Source organism: Winogradskya humida (genome assembly GCF_016862215.1).
GTDB lineage: Bacteria > Actinomycetota > Actinomycetes > Mycobacteriales > Micromonosporaceae > Actinoplanes > Actinoplanes humidus.
In genome coordinates, this window is sequence record NZ_BOMN01000064.1 from 41,238 (window position 1) to 56,579 (window position 15,342).

General features: G+C 69.2%; 11 protein-coding genes and 1 riboswitch. Of the genes, 4 read left to right on the forward strand and 7 right to left on the reverse strand.

Annotation, left to right across the window (positions count from 1 at the left end; all coding sequences use genetic code 11):
• Positions 1–3: 3 nt before the first annotated feature.
• The gene (locus tag Ahu01nite_RS25200; RefSeq protein ID WP_203839095.1) at positions 4–2,937 is read right to left on the reverse strand and encodes a beta strand repeat-containing protein; all 2,934 of its coding nucleotides are present in this window, start codon (positions 2,935–2,937) and stop codon (positions 4–6) included.
• Positions 2,938–2,951: 14 nt separating this feature from the next.
• A riboswitch (cyclic di-GMP riboswitch) is annotated at positions 2,952–3,031 on the reverse strand.
• 155 nt (positions 3,032–3,186) lie between these two features.
• Positions 3,187–3,618 (reverse strand): hypothetical protein, encoded by a 432-nt coding sequence (locus Ahu01nite_RS25205; protein ID WP_203839096.1) that lies wholly within the window; start codon positions 3,616–3,618, stop codon positions 3,187–3,189.
• Positions 3,619–4,090: 472 nt separating this feature from the next.
• Between Ahu01nite_RS25205 and phoA the strand changes: the two genes are divergently transcribed.
• The 4 genes from phoA to Ahu01nite_RS25225 all read left to right on the forward strand — a co-directional run bounded on the left by phoA (position 4,091) and on the right by Ahu01nite_RS25225 (position 8,374).
• On the forward strand, positions 4,091–5,452 hold the full coding sequence (gene phoA / locus Ahu01nite_RS25210; RefSeq protein WP_239159114.1) for an alkaline phosphatase: 1,362 nt from the start codon (positions 4,091–4,093) through the stop codon (positions 5,450–5,452).
• Between the two features lie 67 nt (positions 5,453–5,519).
• A complete protein-coding gene (locus Ahu01nite_RS25215; RefSeq protein ID WP_203839097.1) occupies positions 5,520–6,761 on the forward strand; it encodes a glycoside hydrolase family 16 protein in 1,242 nt (413 codons plus the stop codon).
• Complete coding sequence (locus Ahu01nite_RS25220; protein WP_438874827.1) at positions 6,730–7,941, forward strand: hypothetical protein; 1,212 nt, start codon at positions 6,730–6,732, stop codon at positions 7,939–7,941. The genes Ahu01nite_RS25215 and Ahu01nite_RS25220 overlap by 32 nt, the downstream gene beginning before the upstream one ends.
• A complete protein-coding gene (locus Ahu01nite_RS25225) occupies positions 7,934–8,374 on the forward strand; it encodes a hypothetical protein (protein WP_203839099.1) in 441 nt (146 codons plus the stop codon). Before Ahu01nite_RS25220 ends, Ahu01nite_RS25225 begins: the two co-directional genes overlap by 8 nt.
• On the opposite strand, the gene Ahu01nite_RS25230 is transcribed toward Ahu01nite_RS25225, so the two are convergent.
• The 5 genes from Ahu01nite_RS25230 to Ahu01nite_RS25250 form a co-directional block, all read right to left on the reverse strand.
• Positions 8,358–9,224, reverse strand: coding sequence for a sulfotransferase family protein (locus tag Ahu01nite_RS25230; RefSeq protein WP_203839100.1), 867 nt, complete (start codon positions 9,222–9,224; stop codon positions 8,358–8,360). The two genes, Ahu01nite_RS25225 and Ahu01nite_RS25230, sit on opposite strands and share 17 nt — an antisense overlap.
• Positions 9,221–10,810 (reverse strand): lipopolysaccharide biosynthesis protein, encoded by a 1,590-nt coding sequence (locus tag Ahu01nite_RS25235; RefSeq protein WP_203839101.1) that lies wholly within the window; start codon positions 10,808–10,810, stop codon positions 9,221–9,223. Before Ahu01nite_RS25235 ends, Ahu01nite_RS25230 begins: the two co-directional genes overlap by 4 nt.
• On the reverse strand, positions 10,810–11,724 hold the full coding sequence (locus Ahu01nite_RS25240; RefSeq protein ID WP_203839102.1) for a glycosyltransferase family 2 protein: 915 nt from the start codon (positions 11,722–11,724) through the stop codon (positions 10,810–10,812). The genes Ahu01nite_RS25235 and Ahu01nite_RS25240 overlap by 1 nt, the downstream gene beginning before the upstream one ends.
• Positions 11,717–13,345 (reverse strand): hypothetical protein, encoded by a 1,629-nt coding sequence (locus tag Ahu01nite_RS25245; RefSeq protein WP_203839103.1) that lies wholly within the window; start codon positions 13,343–13,345, stop codon positions 11,717–11,719. The genes Ahu01nite_RS25240 and Ahu01nite_RS25245 overlap by 8 nt, the downstream gene beginning before the upstream one ends.
• A 65-nt stretch (positions 13,346–13,410) precedes the next feature.
• Positions 13,411–15,318, reverse strand: a complete 1,908-nt coding sequence (locus Ahu01nite_RS25250; protein WP_203839132.1) for a delta-60 repeat domain-containing protein — start codon at positions 15,316–15,318, stop codon at positions 13,411–13,413.
• Positions 15,319–15,342: the final 24 nt, after the last annotated feature.

The window sequence follows — 15,342 nt, forward strand, 5'->3', positions numbered from 1 at the left end:
TTGTTACTTGACGCTGACCCGCACGCTCGTGGAGGTGTTGGTCAGCAGGCCGACGTCGCCGTCGCCGTAGATCGTCGCCCGGAAGAGCGCCGACTTGCCCGAAGCCCCGTTGATGGTCTTCGAGAACTGCCCGGCGGCGTTGATGATGCCCGTGCCGACCGTGGTCCAGGATCCGTCGCTGTTGGCCCGGATGACCCGCACCCGCAGGCCGCGGACCTTCGGGTCACCGACGACCTTCAGGTTGACCTTGCCCTTGCTGGTGGAGGTGACCGTGAAGTCCGGGTCCTCCTTCAGGTTCACCTTGATGGTGTCGGACTCGATGTCACCGTTCGACACCTTGAACCAGTAGCCGGTGGTGGTGAAGTCCGGCGAGAACGAGAACGCCCCGCTGGCGGAGGCCTTCGTGGTGCCCAGGTTCTCCCAGTCAGCGGCGTCGTCGCTGCCGACGGCCCTGCCCCACAGGGTCAGGTCGGCGGCGGCCGGAGCCGTGCCGTTGAGGCGCAGCGAACCGACACCGAGCCGGAAGCTGGCGGCCGACTCGAGAGTGAGGTCGTTGTCAGCGGGCGGCGTGGTCGGGCCGGTGGACGGGCCACCGGACGACGGCGGCGTGCTCGGTCCGCCCGTGCTGGACGTGATCGTGATGATGCCTTCGGTCACGGTCGCGGTGTTGCCGATGCCACTACCGGTCGCGATGATCGTCTCGGCCGGCTCGGAAACCGTGTCCGTGAGCAGCTTCAGGTCCGCGACGGGGATGACCGTGTTGTTCGGCGTGCCGTAGTCGATGTCGATGACCTTGACACCCGGGTTCTCGAAGTCGGCCGCCGTGGCAGCGACGCTGCCCTTCGACGATCCGCCCGCGAAGGTCACGGCGACCTGGGCGTAGCCCTGACGCTGGCCGGTCACCGTGCCGGTCACCGCGACCGTGGTGCCCTCCGCGCCGGAGATGCTGTTGATCTCCAGGTCCGGGACCTTGTCGTCGTTCTCGAGGGTGACCTTGGCCGTCTTGACCGCCGCACCCGTCGAGAGATAGGTGTTGTTGGTGGTCGGCGTGGCCTTGAGAGCGATGATCTCGTTCTCTTCGTTGACCGTGTCACCGTTGATCAGCAGCACCGGGTAACCGTTGACCTGCTCGGCCGCGATCGTGACCGTTCCGTTCAGCAGCGTGTAGTCGTTGCCGCCGGGGGCGTTGGTCAACCCGTTGAAGCTGATCGGGCCGTCGGTGGCCGGGTTGGTCGCCGACGGGGTGTCGTTGGCCACGGCGACGGTGATGTCGTGGTCCGAGGCGTTGCTCAGCATGACCGGGGTGAGCAGCGCCTGGGTGTCGTTGCCCTCCTTCAGCGACTTGTCCGCGAAGACCAGGGTCGGCGCGGCGTCGTCGTCGAGGATCTTGACCACCCGGTTGGCGCCCGGGTCGCTCAGGTCGAGCGACAGGTCGCCGCTCGACTGGCTCAGCTGCAGCTGCAGCGTCTCGCCGTCGGTCGCCGCCTGGGTGCCGTTGGTGCTGCCCTCGTCGATCGTGTCACCGATGATCTCGACGGTGAACGTCTGCGAGGTCACCCCGGGCGCGAAGGTCAGGGTGCCGTTCTTGGTCACGAAGTCGGTGCCGGGCAGCGCGTAGCCGACGCCGGAGCCGTCCGCCGCGGTCTTCCAGTCGACCTTCACGGTCTGGGTGGAGGCCGCGCTCAGCGTCGCGGTGAACGTCGCCGTCGAGCGGCCCGTGTTGCCCTCGGTGACGCTCGCGGGCGCGATCGTGACCTTCGGCGCGTCCTTGCCCTGCGTGATCGTGCCGGTCTGCTGGATCGGGGTGCCCAGCGTGGCGTTCACCGGGGTCTTCAGCAGGACGTCGAAGGTCTCGTCGGGCTCGTTGAGGTTGTCCTTGAGCGTCTGGACAGCGATCGAGCTGGTGGTCTGCCGGGCCGGGATCGTCACCGTCCGGGTCGCCGGGTAGGTGAAGTCCGCGCCGGGAGTGGCCGCGGTGGTCACGGGGCTGGTGGCCACCGAGTCCCAGCCGACCGTGATCTCCTTCTCGGAGCCGTGGTCCAGCGACAGGCCGAAGCTGAGCGTGCTGCCCTCGGCGACGCTACCGCCACCGGTGAGGGTCACCACCGGGGTCGTCTGGGCGTCCTTGATGTTGACCGTGGCCGAGGCGCCGGCGGAGTTCGCGGGCTGGATGACCCCCGCCGACGTGCTGTTCACCGTGAAGTTCTCGATGTCGGCCGTGTCGCTGACATTGTCGTTGGTGATGTTCACCGTTGCCGTGCCGGAGATCTGGTTCGCCGGGACGGTCAGCTGGGCGGCCGACAAAGTCGTGTAGTCGGTGCCGGACTTGGCCGTACCGTCGACCGTGTTCAGCGTGATGATGGTGGCGGTGCTCGACTTCCGGTTCAGCGTCGCCGTGATCGTCGCCTGCGCACCACCGGCTTCGGTCACCGGGTTCGGCGAGGCAGCCAGCGTGTAGGTGGGCACGGCGTCGGCGTCCACGATGGTGCCGGTCTCGGTGCCGTAGTTCGAGCCGTCCACGGAGGCCGTCAGGATGACGGTCTCGTTACCGCCCTCGTAGGTGGTGTCAGCGACGGTGGCGACCGTGATGGTGGCCGTGTCGCCGGCCGCCACGGTGACCGGTGTCGCCGGCGAGAAGGTGAAGTCAGCGGGGTTCGCCGCGGTGCCCGTGAAGACGAGGCCGACGCTGTGCGACGCGATGTCGGTGTTCTTGACCGTGAAGACGAGGTTGCCGCCCTCGGTGACGCTGGCGGTCGTCGCTGCCACGGTGATGTAGCCGTGGGCGTCAGCCTCCGCGGGTGAGCCGAGCATGACAACCGACCCCAGGCCGAGCACACCGGCGACTGCGGCCGCGAGGATCGTCTTGGCCGACTTGGGACCACGCAGCACGAACGGTACCGAGCCGCTCTTGGCCGCATGGGCTGATGAATAGCGCATGTGTTTCTGTCTCCTTCGGCGGCTGGGCCGCCTCCCGCTCGGGAGGTCCCTGGCTTTGCGTCCCCGCCTTACGGCGGGTTTGCCTTTCTCGGAGCCGCACGCGACGGCTGGTGGCGCACGCCTTGAGCGCGGGGACAAAGCTCGCACTTGGGAACTGCGCCGACCGTACTGTAACCAGGGAATTAGGGCAGTGTGGGTGAATTGGGTTTTTCGCCTGGATAGCCAGCAAGACCCGATTGTTCCGTTTAATTAACGCCCTAACGCGTGTTTTGTCCTTCTCGGCGAGCGCAGGACGCTCAGCGAGGAGAGCAGCACTACCAGCATCAGACCCGCCAGGAACGGCACCCGCCACCAGAACGGGAGATCCGCCGGGATCGGCGCGGGATCGGCGACCAGCTCCCCAAAATCCCCCAACGCCCCCGCCAGCCCCGCATCCCCCTGCGCCCGCGCGGCCCCGAGCGTGACCACCGTGGCGGACAGGCTCGTCCCCAGCACCAGCGGCCCCGAGTCGACGTCACCTTCCAACTCCACACCCGGCGGAAATTCCCGCACCCCGGGGCCGAGCCCGAGCGGCCGCACCACGAAGAGCGACCGGAATACGAGGTACTGCGAGCGGGCGAACGCCGGGTCGATGTCCACGAGGAACCGCTGGATGATGCTCTGCGACGTGCCCCGCGCCATCGACTCGGGTGGTCGGGACGCAGGGAGAGGACGCCGCCGCGCAGCCAGTTGGTCCAGCCCTGGTAGAAGACGCCGTACGCGGGGGTCAGGCCGGCGCTGAACGGCGCCCGGGCCTGCGGCGTTTCGAGGTGATCGAGGGCCCAGCGGACTTACGGCCCGTTGCCCAGGTCGACCTGCGTAAGGCCGTAGAGGGCGTAGAGGAAGAAATAACCTTCGGGGAAGAGCTTTTGCGCGTCGTTCGCCGCTCCCTTGTCGAGCTGGGCGCAAAGAAGGGTCAGCTGTGCGCGTACCCCCCATGATCTTGGGGCGCGACCAGCCGCACGGCCGAGAGCAGGGCGATGAGCGTGACCACGACGGCAGCGACCCTGCAAACCATGCGCTCACTCAAGAAAGTGGCATCCACCTGCGGAGTTTTCCTGTAGTTCGCCGGGGCGCCAACATCACGTCGTTTACAACTGATGCGGTGTTGCGCATGAATGCACTTCGTCAACTCCGCGGCCGTCGTGCCGCAGTGGTGCTCGCCGCGGCCGCCATTGTGGCCGTGCCGACGGTTGCCCTGGCCGGTGACTCGCACCCGGACAAGACCCAGGCCGCCAAGCAGGCGATCAAGGGCGGTAAGGCCCGCAACGTGATCCTGCTGATCGGCGACGGTATGGGCGACAGTGAGATCACGATCGCGCGCAACTACCAGGTCGGCGCGGCCGGCCGGCTCGCCATGGACACGCTCCCGCTGACCGGCGCCTACACCACGTACGCCGTGCAGAAGGCCAGCCCGAACCTGCCGGAATACGTGACCGACTCGGCCGCGTCCGGCTCCGGCTGGGCGACCGGCCACAAGACGTACAACGGCGCCATCTCGGTCACCCCCGACGAGAAGCCGAAGCCGACCATCCTGGAGCTGGCCAAGGCCGCCGGTTTCCGGACGGGCGACGTCACCACCGCCGAGCTGCAGGACGCCACCCCGGCCGTGCTCGGCTCGCACGTCATCAGCCGGGACTGCAAGGGCCCGGACGCGATGGCCACCTGCGCGGTCAACGACAAGGTCAACGGCGGGGCCGGTTCGATCGCCGAACAGCTCGTGCAGACCAGGCCGGACGTCCTGCTGGGCGGTGGCAAGCAGTACTTCGACCAGACCGTCAAGGCCGGCAAGTACAAGGGCCTCACGGTCGCGCAGCAGGCGCAGGTCAACGGCTTCCAGATCGTCACCGACGCGGCCGGCCTCGCGGCGGCCAAGCCGAACCAGCCGATCCTGGGCGCCTTTGCCAAGAACAACATGGACCTCGAGTGGACGGGCCCGACCCCCACGCGTACGGGAACCGCGCCCTCGACGTGCGCGATCAACGCCGCGCGTACGGCCACCCAGCCGCACCTGGTCGACATGGCGTCCAAGGCCATCGACGTGCTCGACAAGCAGACGAAGAACAGCCGTAAGGGCTTCTTCCTGCAGATCGAGGGCGCGTCCATCGACAAGCAGGACCACGCGGCCAACCCGTGCGGCCAGATCGGCGAGACGGTCGGCTTCGACACGGCCATCAAGAAGGTTCTGCAGTACCAGAAGTCGCACCCGGACACCCTGGTCGTCGTGACCGCCGACCACGGCCACACCAGCCAGATCGTCGAGACCGCGACGCTGGGCTACACCGCGACGCTGACCACGCACGACGGCGCCAACATGACCATCAGCTACGCGACGTCGGAGATCACCGGCTCGCAGCAGCACACCGGCACCGAGGTCAGGATCGCCGCCGGTGGCCCGCAGGCCGCCAACGTGCTCGGCGTGACCAACCAGACCGACCTGTTCTTCACCATGAAGCGGGCACTCGGCGTGAACTGACGCCTCCGCTGAGAAGGGCACGCCTCCCCGCCGGGGGCGTGCCCTTCTTCTATATGCTGCCCCTTCAATGCGCAAACGAACGATCGCCCTGATCGCGACGGCCCTGATCGCGACGGCTCTGGCCGCCGCCGCGCTGATCCCGCTGCTGGCGGGCGACGAGCATGACAAGAAGCCGGCTGCCGGTCGTGAGGTCCGGCTCGTCCTCAGCCCCGTCGCCGACACCACGATCAGCCAGGTGGTGCAGGACGGCGATCTGAGCGCCAAAACGACGCTGGCGACCTGCCCGGCAACCTGTGAGAACGACCCCAGCGGGCGGCGGGACGCGCAACTGCGGTTCTCGCTGACAACGCTGCCCGCGAACGCGACCGACGTGCACGCCACGCTGCGCGTCTACTCGTGGCAGGACTACCCGGCCCGCATCTCCGTCGGCGACGCGAAGCTTCCCGCGGTGCGAACGGGCTTCAACGAATTCCCGGTCAACCTCGGCGACGGCACTTTCACACTTTCCCAGGAGAGTTACGACCAGCGGATTTACTGGGCCTCGGAGGAAAACGCCGATCCGGCGCTGCGGCCTCAGCTGGTGGTCTCCTACCGGCAGGCCGGCTGGAAGCTGGTGTGGGGTGACGAATTCGACGGCGGCACGCTCGACCGCTCGAAGTGGAACCTGCGCAACGGCGAGGCCCGCGACATCGACCTCGGGTGCAACGTCGACAGCCCGGCCAACACGTTCGTCAGCGGCGGCATGCTGACCCTGCGCGCGCTGCGGCAGAGCGTGGCCTGTGGCTCCCGGACCCGGCAGTTCACCCAGTCGTACCTCGACACCATGGGCAAGGCGTCCTGGCAGTACGGCCGGTTCGAGATCCGCGCCAAGTCCCCGACGACCGCCACCGGCTCCACCGGGCTGTGGCCGGCGTTCTGGCTGCGCCCCGACGACGGCGGCAACGGCGAGATCGACATCACCGAGCTGCCCGGCGGCGGCGCCTGGTACGACAAGGCCACCGCCTCGATCTTCTGGGACTACACGCCGGTCAAGCAGGACGTCCGGATCCCGCTGCCCGGCGGGGCGCTGGCTTCGGACGGCTTCCACACGTACGCGACCGAGTGGACCGCCGACTCGCTGAAGTGGTACATCGACGACCAGCTGGTCTGGACCCGCGACCGGACCACGACACCGTGGTACGACCAGGCCTTTCACAAGCCGTACAACATCCGGCTCAACACCCAGGTCGGCGGCTGGCTCGGCACCCCGGACGCCGCAACCGTCTTCCCCGCCGATTTTGTCGTCGACTACGTCCGCGTCTACCAGTAGCAGGAGCAAAACCGTGCAGGAAGTTCTGGGGCAGCGGCTCGGCTGGGTGGTCCGGGCCGTCTTCGACAACCCCGGCGTGACGGTCAAGGTCGGCGACGACCCCACCGCCACCGTCAGGTACGCCGTGATCCCCGCCCTCGGCAACGCCCGTTTCCTGCTGCCCCTGGCCTCCGCACGGGTGACGGCGGCGTCGCTGCTGGCGTACAACGCGCTGCGCCCGCCGAAGGTCCGCGCGGGCCGCGCCGCGGTCGGTGTGCTGGCCCGCGTCGGGCTGCTCGGTCTCACCAACGCGCCGGTCCTGTCGGTTCACGCCGACAAGGCGGAAGACCTGCTCTCCGGCTTCCTCGCCGCCGAGCTCGGCTACGACCGGCTGCACGCGGCGATCGGCATCCGGCCGCCGGACCCGCACCACAAGCCGACCCTGCAGCTCTTCGACGACCAGGGCCGCCCCCGCGGGTACGCGAAGATCGGCTGGAACGACGGCACCCGGGCGATGGTCCGCGCGGAGGCAGCCACGCTGGCCGCGCTGCCCGCCGGGGGTGGTTTCCCACCCGCGCCGCAGCTCAAGCTGCACACCCAGTGGCACGGCCGGGAGATCGCGGTCATCGAGCCGATGCCCCGCGACGTGCGACGCATCCGCAGGCCGGACAGCCCCCGGCTCGACGCGATGCTCGCGGTCGCCCGGCGCGGTGGGCCGGCTACTCCTCCGGTCCCGGTGACCGGCCTGATCGCCGGGTGGCGGGACCGTGCCAAGGACGCCGACCCGCGCATCCACGTATTCATCGACAGGCTTGACACCGGGCTCACACTCGAATTCGGGGACTGGCACGGCGACTGGGTGCCGTGGAACATGGCCCGGCATCGGGGAGGGCTGCTCGTGTGGGACTGGGAGAACCGGGCTGCGGGCGTACCCGTCGGATTTGACCTCGCCCACCAGGCCTTCCAGACGGCCCTGTCCACCCACGGCAAGCCCGCCGCCGACTGTGCGGAAGCGGTCGACGGTGCCTTGGCCGCCTACGGCCCGGCGTTGGGGCTTGACCCGGCCCGGCAGCGGTTCGTCGCGGACGCCTACCTGGTCGAGCTGTGGCTGCGCACCTACGAGTTGTCCGGCGGTGGTGCGGGCTGGAACCCCAAGCTGCATCCCGCGTTGCTCGACGTCCTGGAGGCCCGGCATGGGTAACGCCTCGTTCGTGTCACCCGAACGGCCGTGGAAAATCGGTCTCGCGCTGGTCCTCGGCATCAGCTTCCTGGCGCGGGCCATGGCCGAGGACGGGCTGACGGCGTTTGTGCTCGACGCGGTCACGGGGGTCGTGGGCCTCGTGCTGGCGTGGCGGATCGCCGCGACGAAGGTGTCGGTCACGCCGTCGCTGATCGAGGACGTCCGGCTCTTCCGCCGGGTCTCCTGGCCGCGTGACCAGGTCGTCGATGTAGTCGTGAGACGGCCCGGTGGGCTGTGGGCGGGGCAGTGCCTCGTGCTCGTCCTCGCGGACGGCACCGAGGCTGCTCTGCTCGCGTCCCGGGCCTACTCCCGCTTTCCGATCGGCTCCCACCCGCAGCGACTCGCGGCGATGGCCGGGCAGCTGCGGGATGCGCTTGTTACTCAGCCCAGCTGAAACGCATCGACAGCCGGTCTGCCAGGGCCGCGTTGTAGGGCTGGTAGTACGCTGTGAGCTCCGCCCGCACGTCGTCGTCCATACCCTTGCTTGGGCGATCGTTGAAGACGTCGTAGGCGGGCAACTCGTACGCCGGCAGCCCGACGAACGACAGGATCTGCGCGTACGTCTGCGCGGGCTCCCGGTAGAACGTCTCGCTCGCCACGAAGAGCAGCTGGGACCGGTCGAACCGCGCCAGCCACGGCTCGAGATGCTCGAGGTACCGCCCACGCGCCCGATACGAATACCAGTCGAACGCGGTGTCATCGGGTTTTGCCGTAGCCGTGCGGCTCTCCTCCGCGGCCAGCGCCTCCCGGAAGCCGAGCGGCTCGACGCCCTCCCCGCGACGCTCCTTCCAGTGTGAGAAAGCGCGCTCGACCGGGTCCCGCAGCAACACGATCATCCGCGCCTGCGGCATCAGCTCGGCGACCCGCCCCGGCACCTCGGGATGGAACATGTACAGCGGCGCGGCCTCGCCCACCTTCGACGGCCCGCCGTGCTTGCGTTCCAGGGCGGCGCGCTGCCGGTCGGTCGGGAAGTGCGAGCGGTACCAGGCCTCACCGCGCGACCAGTTCTCCTCGAAGTAGTGCGAGGTCTTGGTGTTCCACGCCGGGAAGAGCCGCGGCACGAGCGGATGCTGGATCAGGTAGTTCCACAGCGAGGTGGTGCCGCCGCGCTTCGTCCCGATGACCAGGAAGTCGGGCAGCGGCCGCCGGTCGCTCGTGCGTTCGCCATAGCGGACCAGCAACTCCCTGACCTGCTCCTTCGCACCGGCCGGCGCGACCCCTTTGAGCTTGTCCTTCACACTCATCTCAGCTGCGTCCTCACTGTCTTCAGCGCCGCACGGACCCGGCCGTCAGCGAGCAGTGCCAGGCACCCCGCGACGATCACGGCAAGTGCGACGGCAAGCCCACCCAATCCACGACCCGCGACGAGAGTGCCGATCAGGGCCGCAGCGCCGGTCGCGCCCAGCACCCCCACCGCCGACACGATTTCGGTACGCCCGAAGAGCGCCTCCCCCAGCGCCCGCCTCGCCAGCACCGCGGCCACCACGTTCTCGACCACGATCCCCGACGACCACGCGATCGCCGCCCCCAGCGCCCCATGACCGGGAACCAGCACCACACACCCGACGACGTTCAGCGCCAGCCCCGCCACACAGGCCAGCAGGTGCCCACGGCTGTTCCCGCTCATCAACAGCACGGTCTGCACGAGCCCGACCCCGACATTGACCAGCATCGCCACAGCCAGCACCGCCATCGGCCCCGCACCCGCCCGGAACTCCCGCCCGAACAACTCCAGAAAACCAGGAGCAAAAACCGCCAGCAGCGCGTACGCAGGCCACGAAAGCACCACAATCCACAACGTCGTACGCCGATAGACCTCCGCCGCCTCCCGCCGCCTTCCCACCCCGAGCAACCGGGACAGCTGAGGCGCAATCGCCACCCTGAGCCCCTGCATGATCAGCAACCCAGCAAGCGCATAACGCCCCACCGCCGCAAAGACCCCCGCCTCAGCTTGCGTCGACAACGCCCCGGTGAGCAGGACGCCCACCCACATGCTGCTGGCATCAATAGCCACCGAAGCCGCCCGCGGCAGCGCAAACCCCCAAAACAACCGCCACGCCGCCCGATCCAACCCGCGGGCCTCGTTCTCCCCCAGTGGCCCGCGCGCCTCGCTGCCCAACCGGCCCAACCCGCGGGCCTCGTTCTCCCCCAGTGGCCCGCGCGCTCTGCTTTCCAACCGGCCTCTTCCGCGCGTTCCCCCTGTTGAATTGTTCGATTTGCGGGGTTTACCGATCAGTGCAATCGCGATGATCAACGCGGCGGCGATCGGCAGCAGCCAACCGGCAAAGCCGAGCAGCACCCCGCCCCCCGCCAGCACCGCGGCGATCATCAGAGCCGGCCGCGCAATAGGCACAAAAAGGAACTGCACCCCGGCATAAACAGCCACCGGCCGCGTGGCACGCACCGCCGCAAGCAGCACAGTCGACGCCACAATCACCGGAACGCCAACAAACGCGAGCCGAATCAGCCCAGCGCCATCCGGATCATCAAGCAGCGCGCGCGAGATCGGATCAGCCGCCGCAAGCCCGATCGCCGCGACCACCACCGACAAACCCACCGTCGGCAGCAACGCAACCGGCAGCAGCGCTTCACTTTTTTGAGGACTGCGCGGAATCGCCCACATCAGACCCGTGTCGGCGCCCAGGCAGCAGACCGCCCCGACGATGGTCACCAGCCCGATGACGCTGAACAGCGCCCCCGACCCGTCCGCGCCGAACGTCCGCACGATCACCGTGGTCAGCACGAAGCCGAACGCCCCGTTGGCCGCGGCGCCGATCAGCCCGATCGCGCCACTTCGCGTGCTCTGGCGTACCTCAGATGTTGCCGTCACTAAATCCCTTTGCCGCGTTTCTGGGCCATGCGCAGGGCCCGCTCGCCGGTCATCAACCCCATGATCACCGGGAGGGTGACCAGGACCCGCTTCTCGGTGGGGTTGAGACGCAGGACGGCGGCCAGCTCTTTGATCGCTTCGGTACGCCGATGGCCGGACGCGAGCGCGAAAGCGATCTGCCCCCGCAGCCGGGCCATCCCCTCACGGCTCTCGGCCAGCTCGGGGTGCTTGGCGATGAGATACCGCTGGGCCTCGACGATCATCGCCCAGCGGCCGAAGTAGTACGAGCCGCCGTGCCAGTCGACGATGACCAGGGCGGCGGGGACGATCGCGATCGGTGTCTGCGCGGCGACGCGCAGGAGCCACTCGTAGTCCTCGCTGTAGCCGCCGGGGATGTTCTCGTCGACCTCGCCGGCAGCGGCCCAGATCGAGCGGCGTACCAGCATGGTGCTCGAATGCACCTCCATGACCCGGTCCGCGAGGAAGTCGCGCAGATAGACCCGGTCGGTGTCGAGGATGCGTTCCTTGTCGATGCCGGGGCCGCGCAGCCGCAGCCCGCAACTGACCGCGCCGACCTCGGGGTGGGCGAGCAGCGCCACCTGCCGGGTCAGCTTCGACGCGAGCCAGATGTCGTCGTCGTCGCAGAAGGCGAGCAGCTCGCCGGTGGCCGCGTCGACCCCGCTGTTGCGCCCGCCGGGCAGGCCCTGGGTGCGGGTGTTGCTGATCAGTTTGAGGGCGCGGTTGGGGCCGACCTCCACCACCAGATCGCGGACCTGCACGTGGTCGTAGACGACGATGCACTCGACCCGGCCCACGTAGTCCTGGTTGAGGATGCTGATGACCGCGCGTTCGAGGAGCCCGGGACGGTCGCGGGTGGCGACGACCACAGTGACGTCGGGCGGGCGGTTATGCACCGCTGCCTCCGGTCAGCACAAAACCGACGGTCCTGGCACCGGCCGACCGCAGGCGGTCGACGAGACGGCTGAGTTCACCGCTACGGGTACGGTCCCGGGCCACGACGAGCACAGCGACGCCGTCCTGGGCGGACCGGACGCCGCGTTCGTCGGACTCCGACGGCGGGGCATCCACCACCACGACACCGACGCTGGGCTCGTCGCCCAGCTGGCAGAGCCGCACCACGCCGCCGCCGATGAGCACGACCAGCGGCGAACGGCTGTCCGCGGGACTACCGCCACCGGACACGGGCTGGGCCGAGACCGGGGCCGCGGCCGGGATCACCATCGTCGCGTTCGGGTCCATCTTCACCGCGCCGGGCGAGGCCACCCCGGCTGCGGCGCCGTACACGCGGGTGACGCCGGGAGCGGGGCTGACCGGTGCACGGCTGCTGCCGTTGAGGCCCGGTTTCGGGGGCTTGGGGGGCGTCCGGGGCCGGGGCGGCGTACGTTTCTGGGCTGCGAAGAGGATGCGTTTGACCTCCTCCTGCGACTCGACCGCGGCGGCGAGCGTGACGTCACGACCGGCCTCGGCGAGCGCGACCGCCAGGTTGCCGGTGACCGCCGTGCGGCCCTCGTCGTTGCGGCCGGAGAGGATCACCAGCGGGCTGTCGGGATTCTCGTCGATCCAGTTGAGCAGCGCGAGCGAGACGTAGCGGGCGTCCGCAGCGGCGGCGGCCTCCTGGTTGCGCGCGGACCGCACCGAGCCCAGCGCGGGCAGCCCGATCAGGTCGGCGGCCTGTTCACCGGAGCGGATCCGGCGGTCCATCGCCTCGCGGGCGTGCGCCCCGATCATGCCGAGCAGCAGCCCGCCGAGCAGCGCCGCGGCGATGAACAGCAGCGCGGCGTCGTGGCTGGACGGCACGGGTGCGCGGGCGGCCGCGGTGATCGAGCCGGGGCTCAGGTCTGCGGAGGCGACCTTCGCGCGGGCGTTCGCGAGCTGGGCGATCTGGTCGTTGAGCGCGCTGACCTGGTTGAGCATGGCCTGCGTACGCGGCGTCATGGACTCCACGCTGGACTTGTCCGACGGCAGGCCCTTCTGCGCGGCCTGCCGCTGCGACGTCACCGACTTGATGGTGTTGTCGTAGGAGAGCATCAGCGCTGCCCGCTGCTGCTTGTAGATGTCCTCGCGGACCCGCAGGTACGTCTCGGCGGCGGTGTTCGAGCCGGTGATCGAGCTCTGCTCGGTGTCGTCGGCGTACTCGAAGCGCAGCACCTGGCCGCCGGTGGGGACCTCGGTGGTCAGCGCCTCCCGTACGGCGTCGGGGTCGCGGTTGAGGATCTTGGCGGTCGAGTCGATGACGTCGTTGCCGAGCGCGATGCCGTTCTCGGCGGTCATGTTGATGGCCCGGTCCGCGCCACCCGCGGGCAGCGTGAACGGGTCGGTCACCACGGGCCGCAGCACCACGACCGTCGTCGCGGTGTAGGTCGCCGGGATCACCAGGAGGTACAGGAGGACGGCCAGGGTGAGGCCCACGGTGACACCCGCCACCAGGCGCCAGCGGCGCAGCGGAATCCTGACGATGTCCGCAAAGCCGACGACCCGCTGCCGGCTGCCGGCTACGGAATCGGTCACATCCATGGTCGTCTCCTGGTAGAACGTGGTTCGGGGCCCGGCCTCACGGCCGGACCCCTCGTGCGTGCTCTTTAGGACGTCGCGAAGAACAGGGTCGGGTTGTTCCACGTCGCCGCGGTGCTCGACGCCGCGAGCTGGGTGGAGTTGGCGCCGACCACGGCGGTGGCCGCTGCCGGATCGAATCCGACTGTACGCAGGGAGCCGCCGGTCGAGCCATAGACGATCTTGCCCGAGACCCACGTCATGCCGCGCACGGTGTGCCAGTCGATACCCGAGGTGGGCAGCGTGTACGCGGTGTCACCCACGATGTAGCCGTCCGGTGTCAGGTAGCGGTAGAACAGCGCGTTGTCCGTCGACGTCGTGTAGTACAACCGGCCCGCCAGGTAGAACGCGCCGGTCAGGTTCGCCGCCGGGAACCAGCTGTTGTAGCCGCTGCCGACCCACGGTGCCCCCGCGGCGCCGGCGCTGAACACCGAGATGTTGAGGACGCTGCCGCTGGACGTCGAGCTGTCCGCCTTGGCCCAGACGAGCTTGTTGGACAGCGCGAACGCCGCCTTGACCCCGGTGAGCTGCGGCTGGCTGCTGGTGGCCGGCGTGCCCAGCCCGGTGCCTGTGTACGCGACCTTCTTCACCGTGCCGGTGCTCGTACCGAGGTAGAGGTAGCCGGTGGCGGTCTTCGGCGCGTCGAGCACGCCGATCGCGCGGCCGCCAGAGTCGGGGAAGTAGCCGAGGCGGCCGTGGTACTCGTTGCCGAGCCCGTCGGAGTCCTGACCGAGGAAGAGCCCGTTCGGTCCCTTCCAGAGCTCCCACACGATCGCGCCCCAGCTCACGCCGTCGGTCGGCAGCGCGTCGCCGGGCGAGCGGGTCGGGTTCCACGCGATCGGGCGGCCGTTCTGCTGGTCGAGCGCGGCGACACCGTAGCGGTCCACGCCGCCGTCGCCCTTGGCGTCCACGCCGTTCGCGTTGTTCTGCCAGCGGAAGTGACCGGCGACGTAGACGACACCATCGGCGACCTCGAGCGAGGTGACCGAGTCACGGCCGGTGTACGCGACCCAGGTGGCCTTGACGGCGGTGCCACGGTCGGCCGTCTCCCAGCGGGCGGTGGCATCGCAGTACGCGTCACCGCTGGCACCGTCGGCCACGATCACGAAGAAGCTGCCGTCGTCGGAGAAGTCAACGTCACGGGCGTAGAACGGGAACGCGTCGCTGGCGCAGGCCGCCACGTAACGGTCGGTCACCCAGTTCGCCACTGTGGGCGTACCCGTCGAGGTGTCGATCATGACCACCTGGTTGCGGACGTTGCCGTTGACCGTCGTGAAGTTACCGACCGCGACGACCGTCTTGCCGTCGGGCGCGACCGCGAGGCCCCAGACCAGCTCGCTGGAGTTCGGGTAGGGCCGGGCACCGCTCGCGTCGATCTGGAACGTGGTGTCGATCGCGCCGGTGGTGGCGTTCAGGCGGGCCAGCAGCGAGTGCTGCGTGCCGTTCACCCAGTGGAAGGCGCCCGCGATGTACAGGTTGTTGCCCTGCACGATCGCGCGGCGGACCGTGCCACCGTCACCGCGGCCCACCCAGGAGGCCACCGTCGCGCCGCTGCTCGGGTCGAGCTCGACGAGGTTCTTGCGGGCGACACCGTTGACCGTGCCGAAGCTGCCACCGACGATGAGCTTGCTGTCGGGGCTGACCGCGAGCGTCTGCACCGCGCCGTCGAGCACCGGGGCGAACCCGGTCTGGATCGCGCCGGTGTTGATGTTGTACGCGATCAGGTTGTTCGCCGCCGACCAGCTGCTCGCACCCGCCGCCTTGACCCCGGTGAACGAGCCACCGGCGTAGACGATGTCGCCGATCTGCGCGAACGCGCGCATGCTCCCGTTCTGGGCGTGCGGCGTGTTGTCCGCCGGGTTCGCCGTGACCAGGGTCGCCGCCGCGGTCGGCGGGACGTACACGGCGCTCGCCGGCACAGCGGTGAGCCCGACCATCAGGCCTGCCACCACTGCGGGCAC

Excerpts from the sequence above, each read along its gene's own strand:
- Ahu01nite_RS25200 (WP_203839095.1), bottom strand. The coding sequence starts at position 2,937 with ATGCGCTATTCATCAGCCCATGCGGCCAAGAGCGGCTCGGTACCGTTC.
- Ahu01nite_RS25205 (WP_203839096.1), bottom strand. The coding sequence starts at position 3,618 with ATGGCGCGGGGCACGTCGCAGAGCATCATCCAGCGGTTCCTCGTGGAC.
- phoA (WP_239159114.1), top strand. The coding sequence starts at position 4,091 with ATGAATGCACTTCGTCAACTCCGCGGCCGTCGTGCCGCAGTGGTGCTC.
- Ahu01nite_RS25215 (WP_203839097.1), top strand. The coding sequence starts at position 5,520 with ATGCGCAAACGAACGATCGCCCTGATCGCGACGGCCCTGATCGCGACG.
- Ahu01nite_RS25225 (WP_203839099.1), top strand. The coding sequence starts at position 7,934 with ATGGGTAACGCCTCGTTCGTGTCACCCGAACGGCCGTGGAAAATCGGT.
- Ahu01nite_RS25230 (WP_203839100.1), bottom strand. The coding sequence starts at position 9,224 with ATGAGTGTGAAGGACAAGCTCAAAGGGGTCGCGCCGGCCGGTGCGAAG.
- Ahu01nite_RS25245 (WP_203839103.1), bottom strand. The coding sequence starts at position 13,345 with ATGGATGTGACCGATTCCGTAGCCGGCAGCCGGCAGCGGGTCGTCGGC.
- Ahu01nite_RS25250 (WP_203839132.1), bottom strand. The coding sequence starts at position 15,318 with ATGGTCGGGCTCACCGCTGTGCCGGCGAGCGCCGTGTACGTCCCGCCG.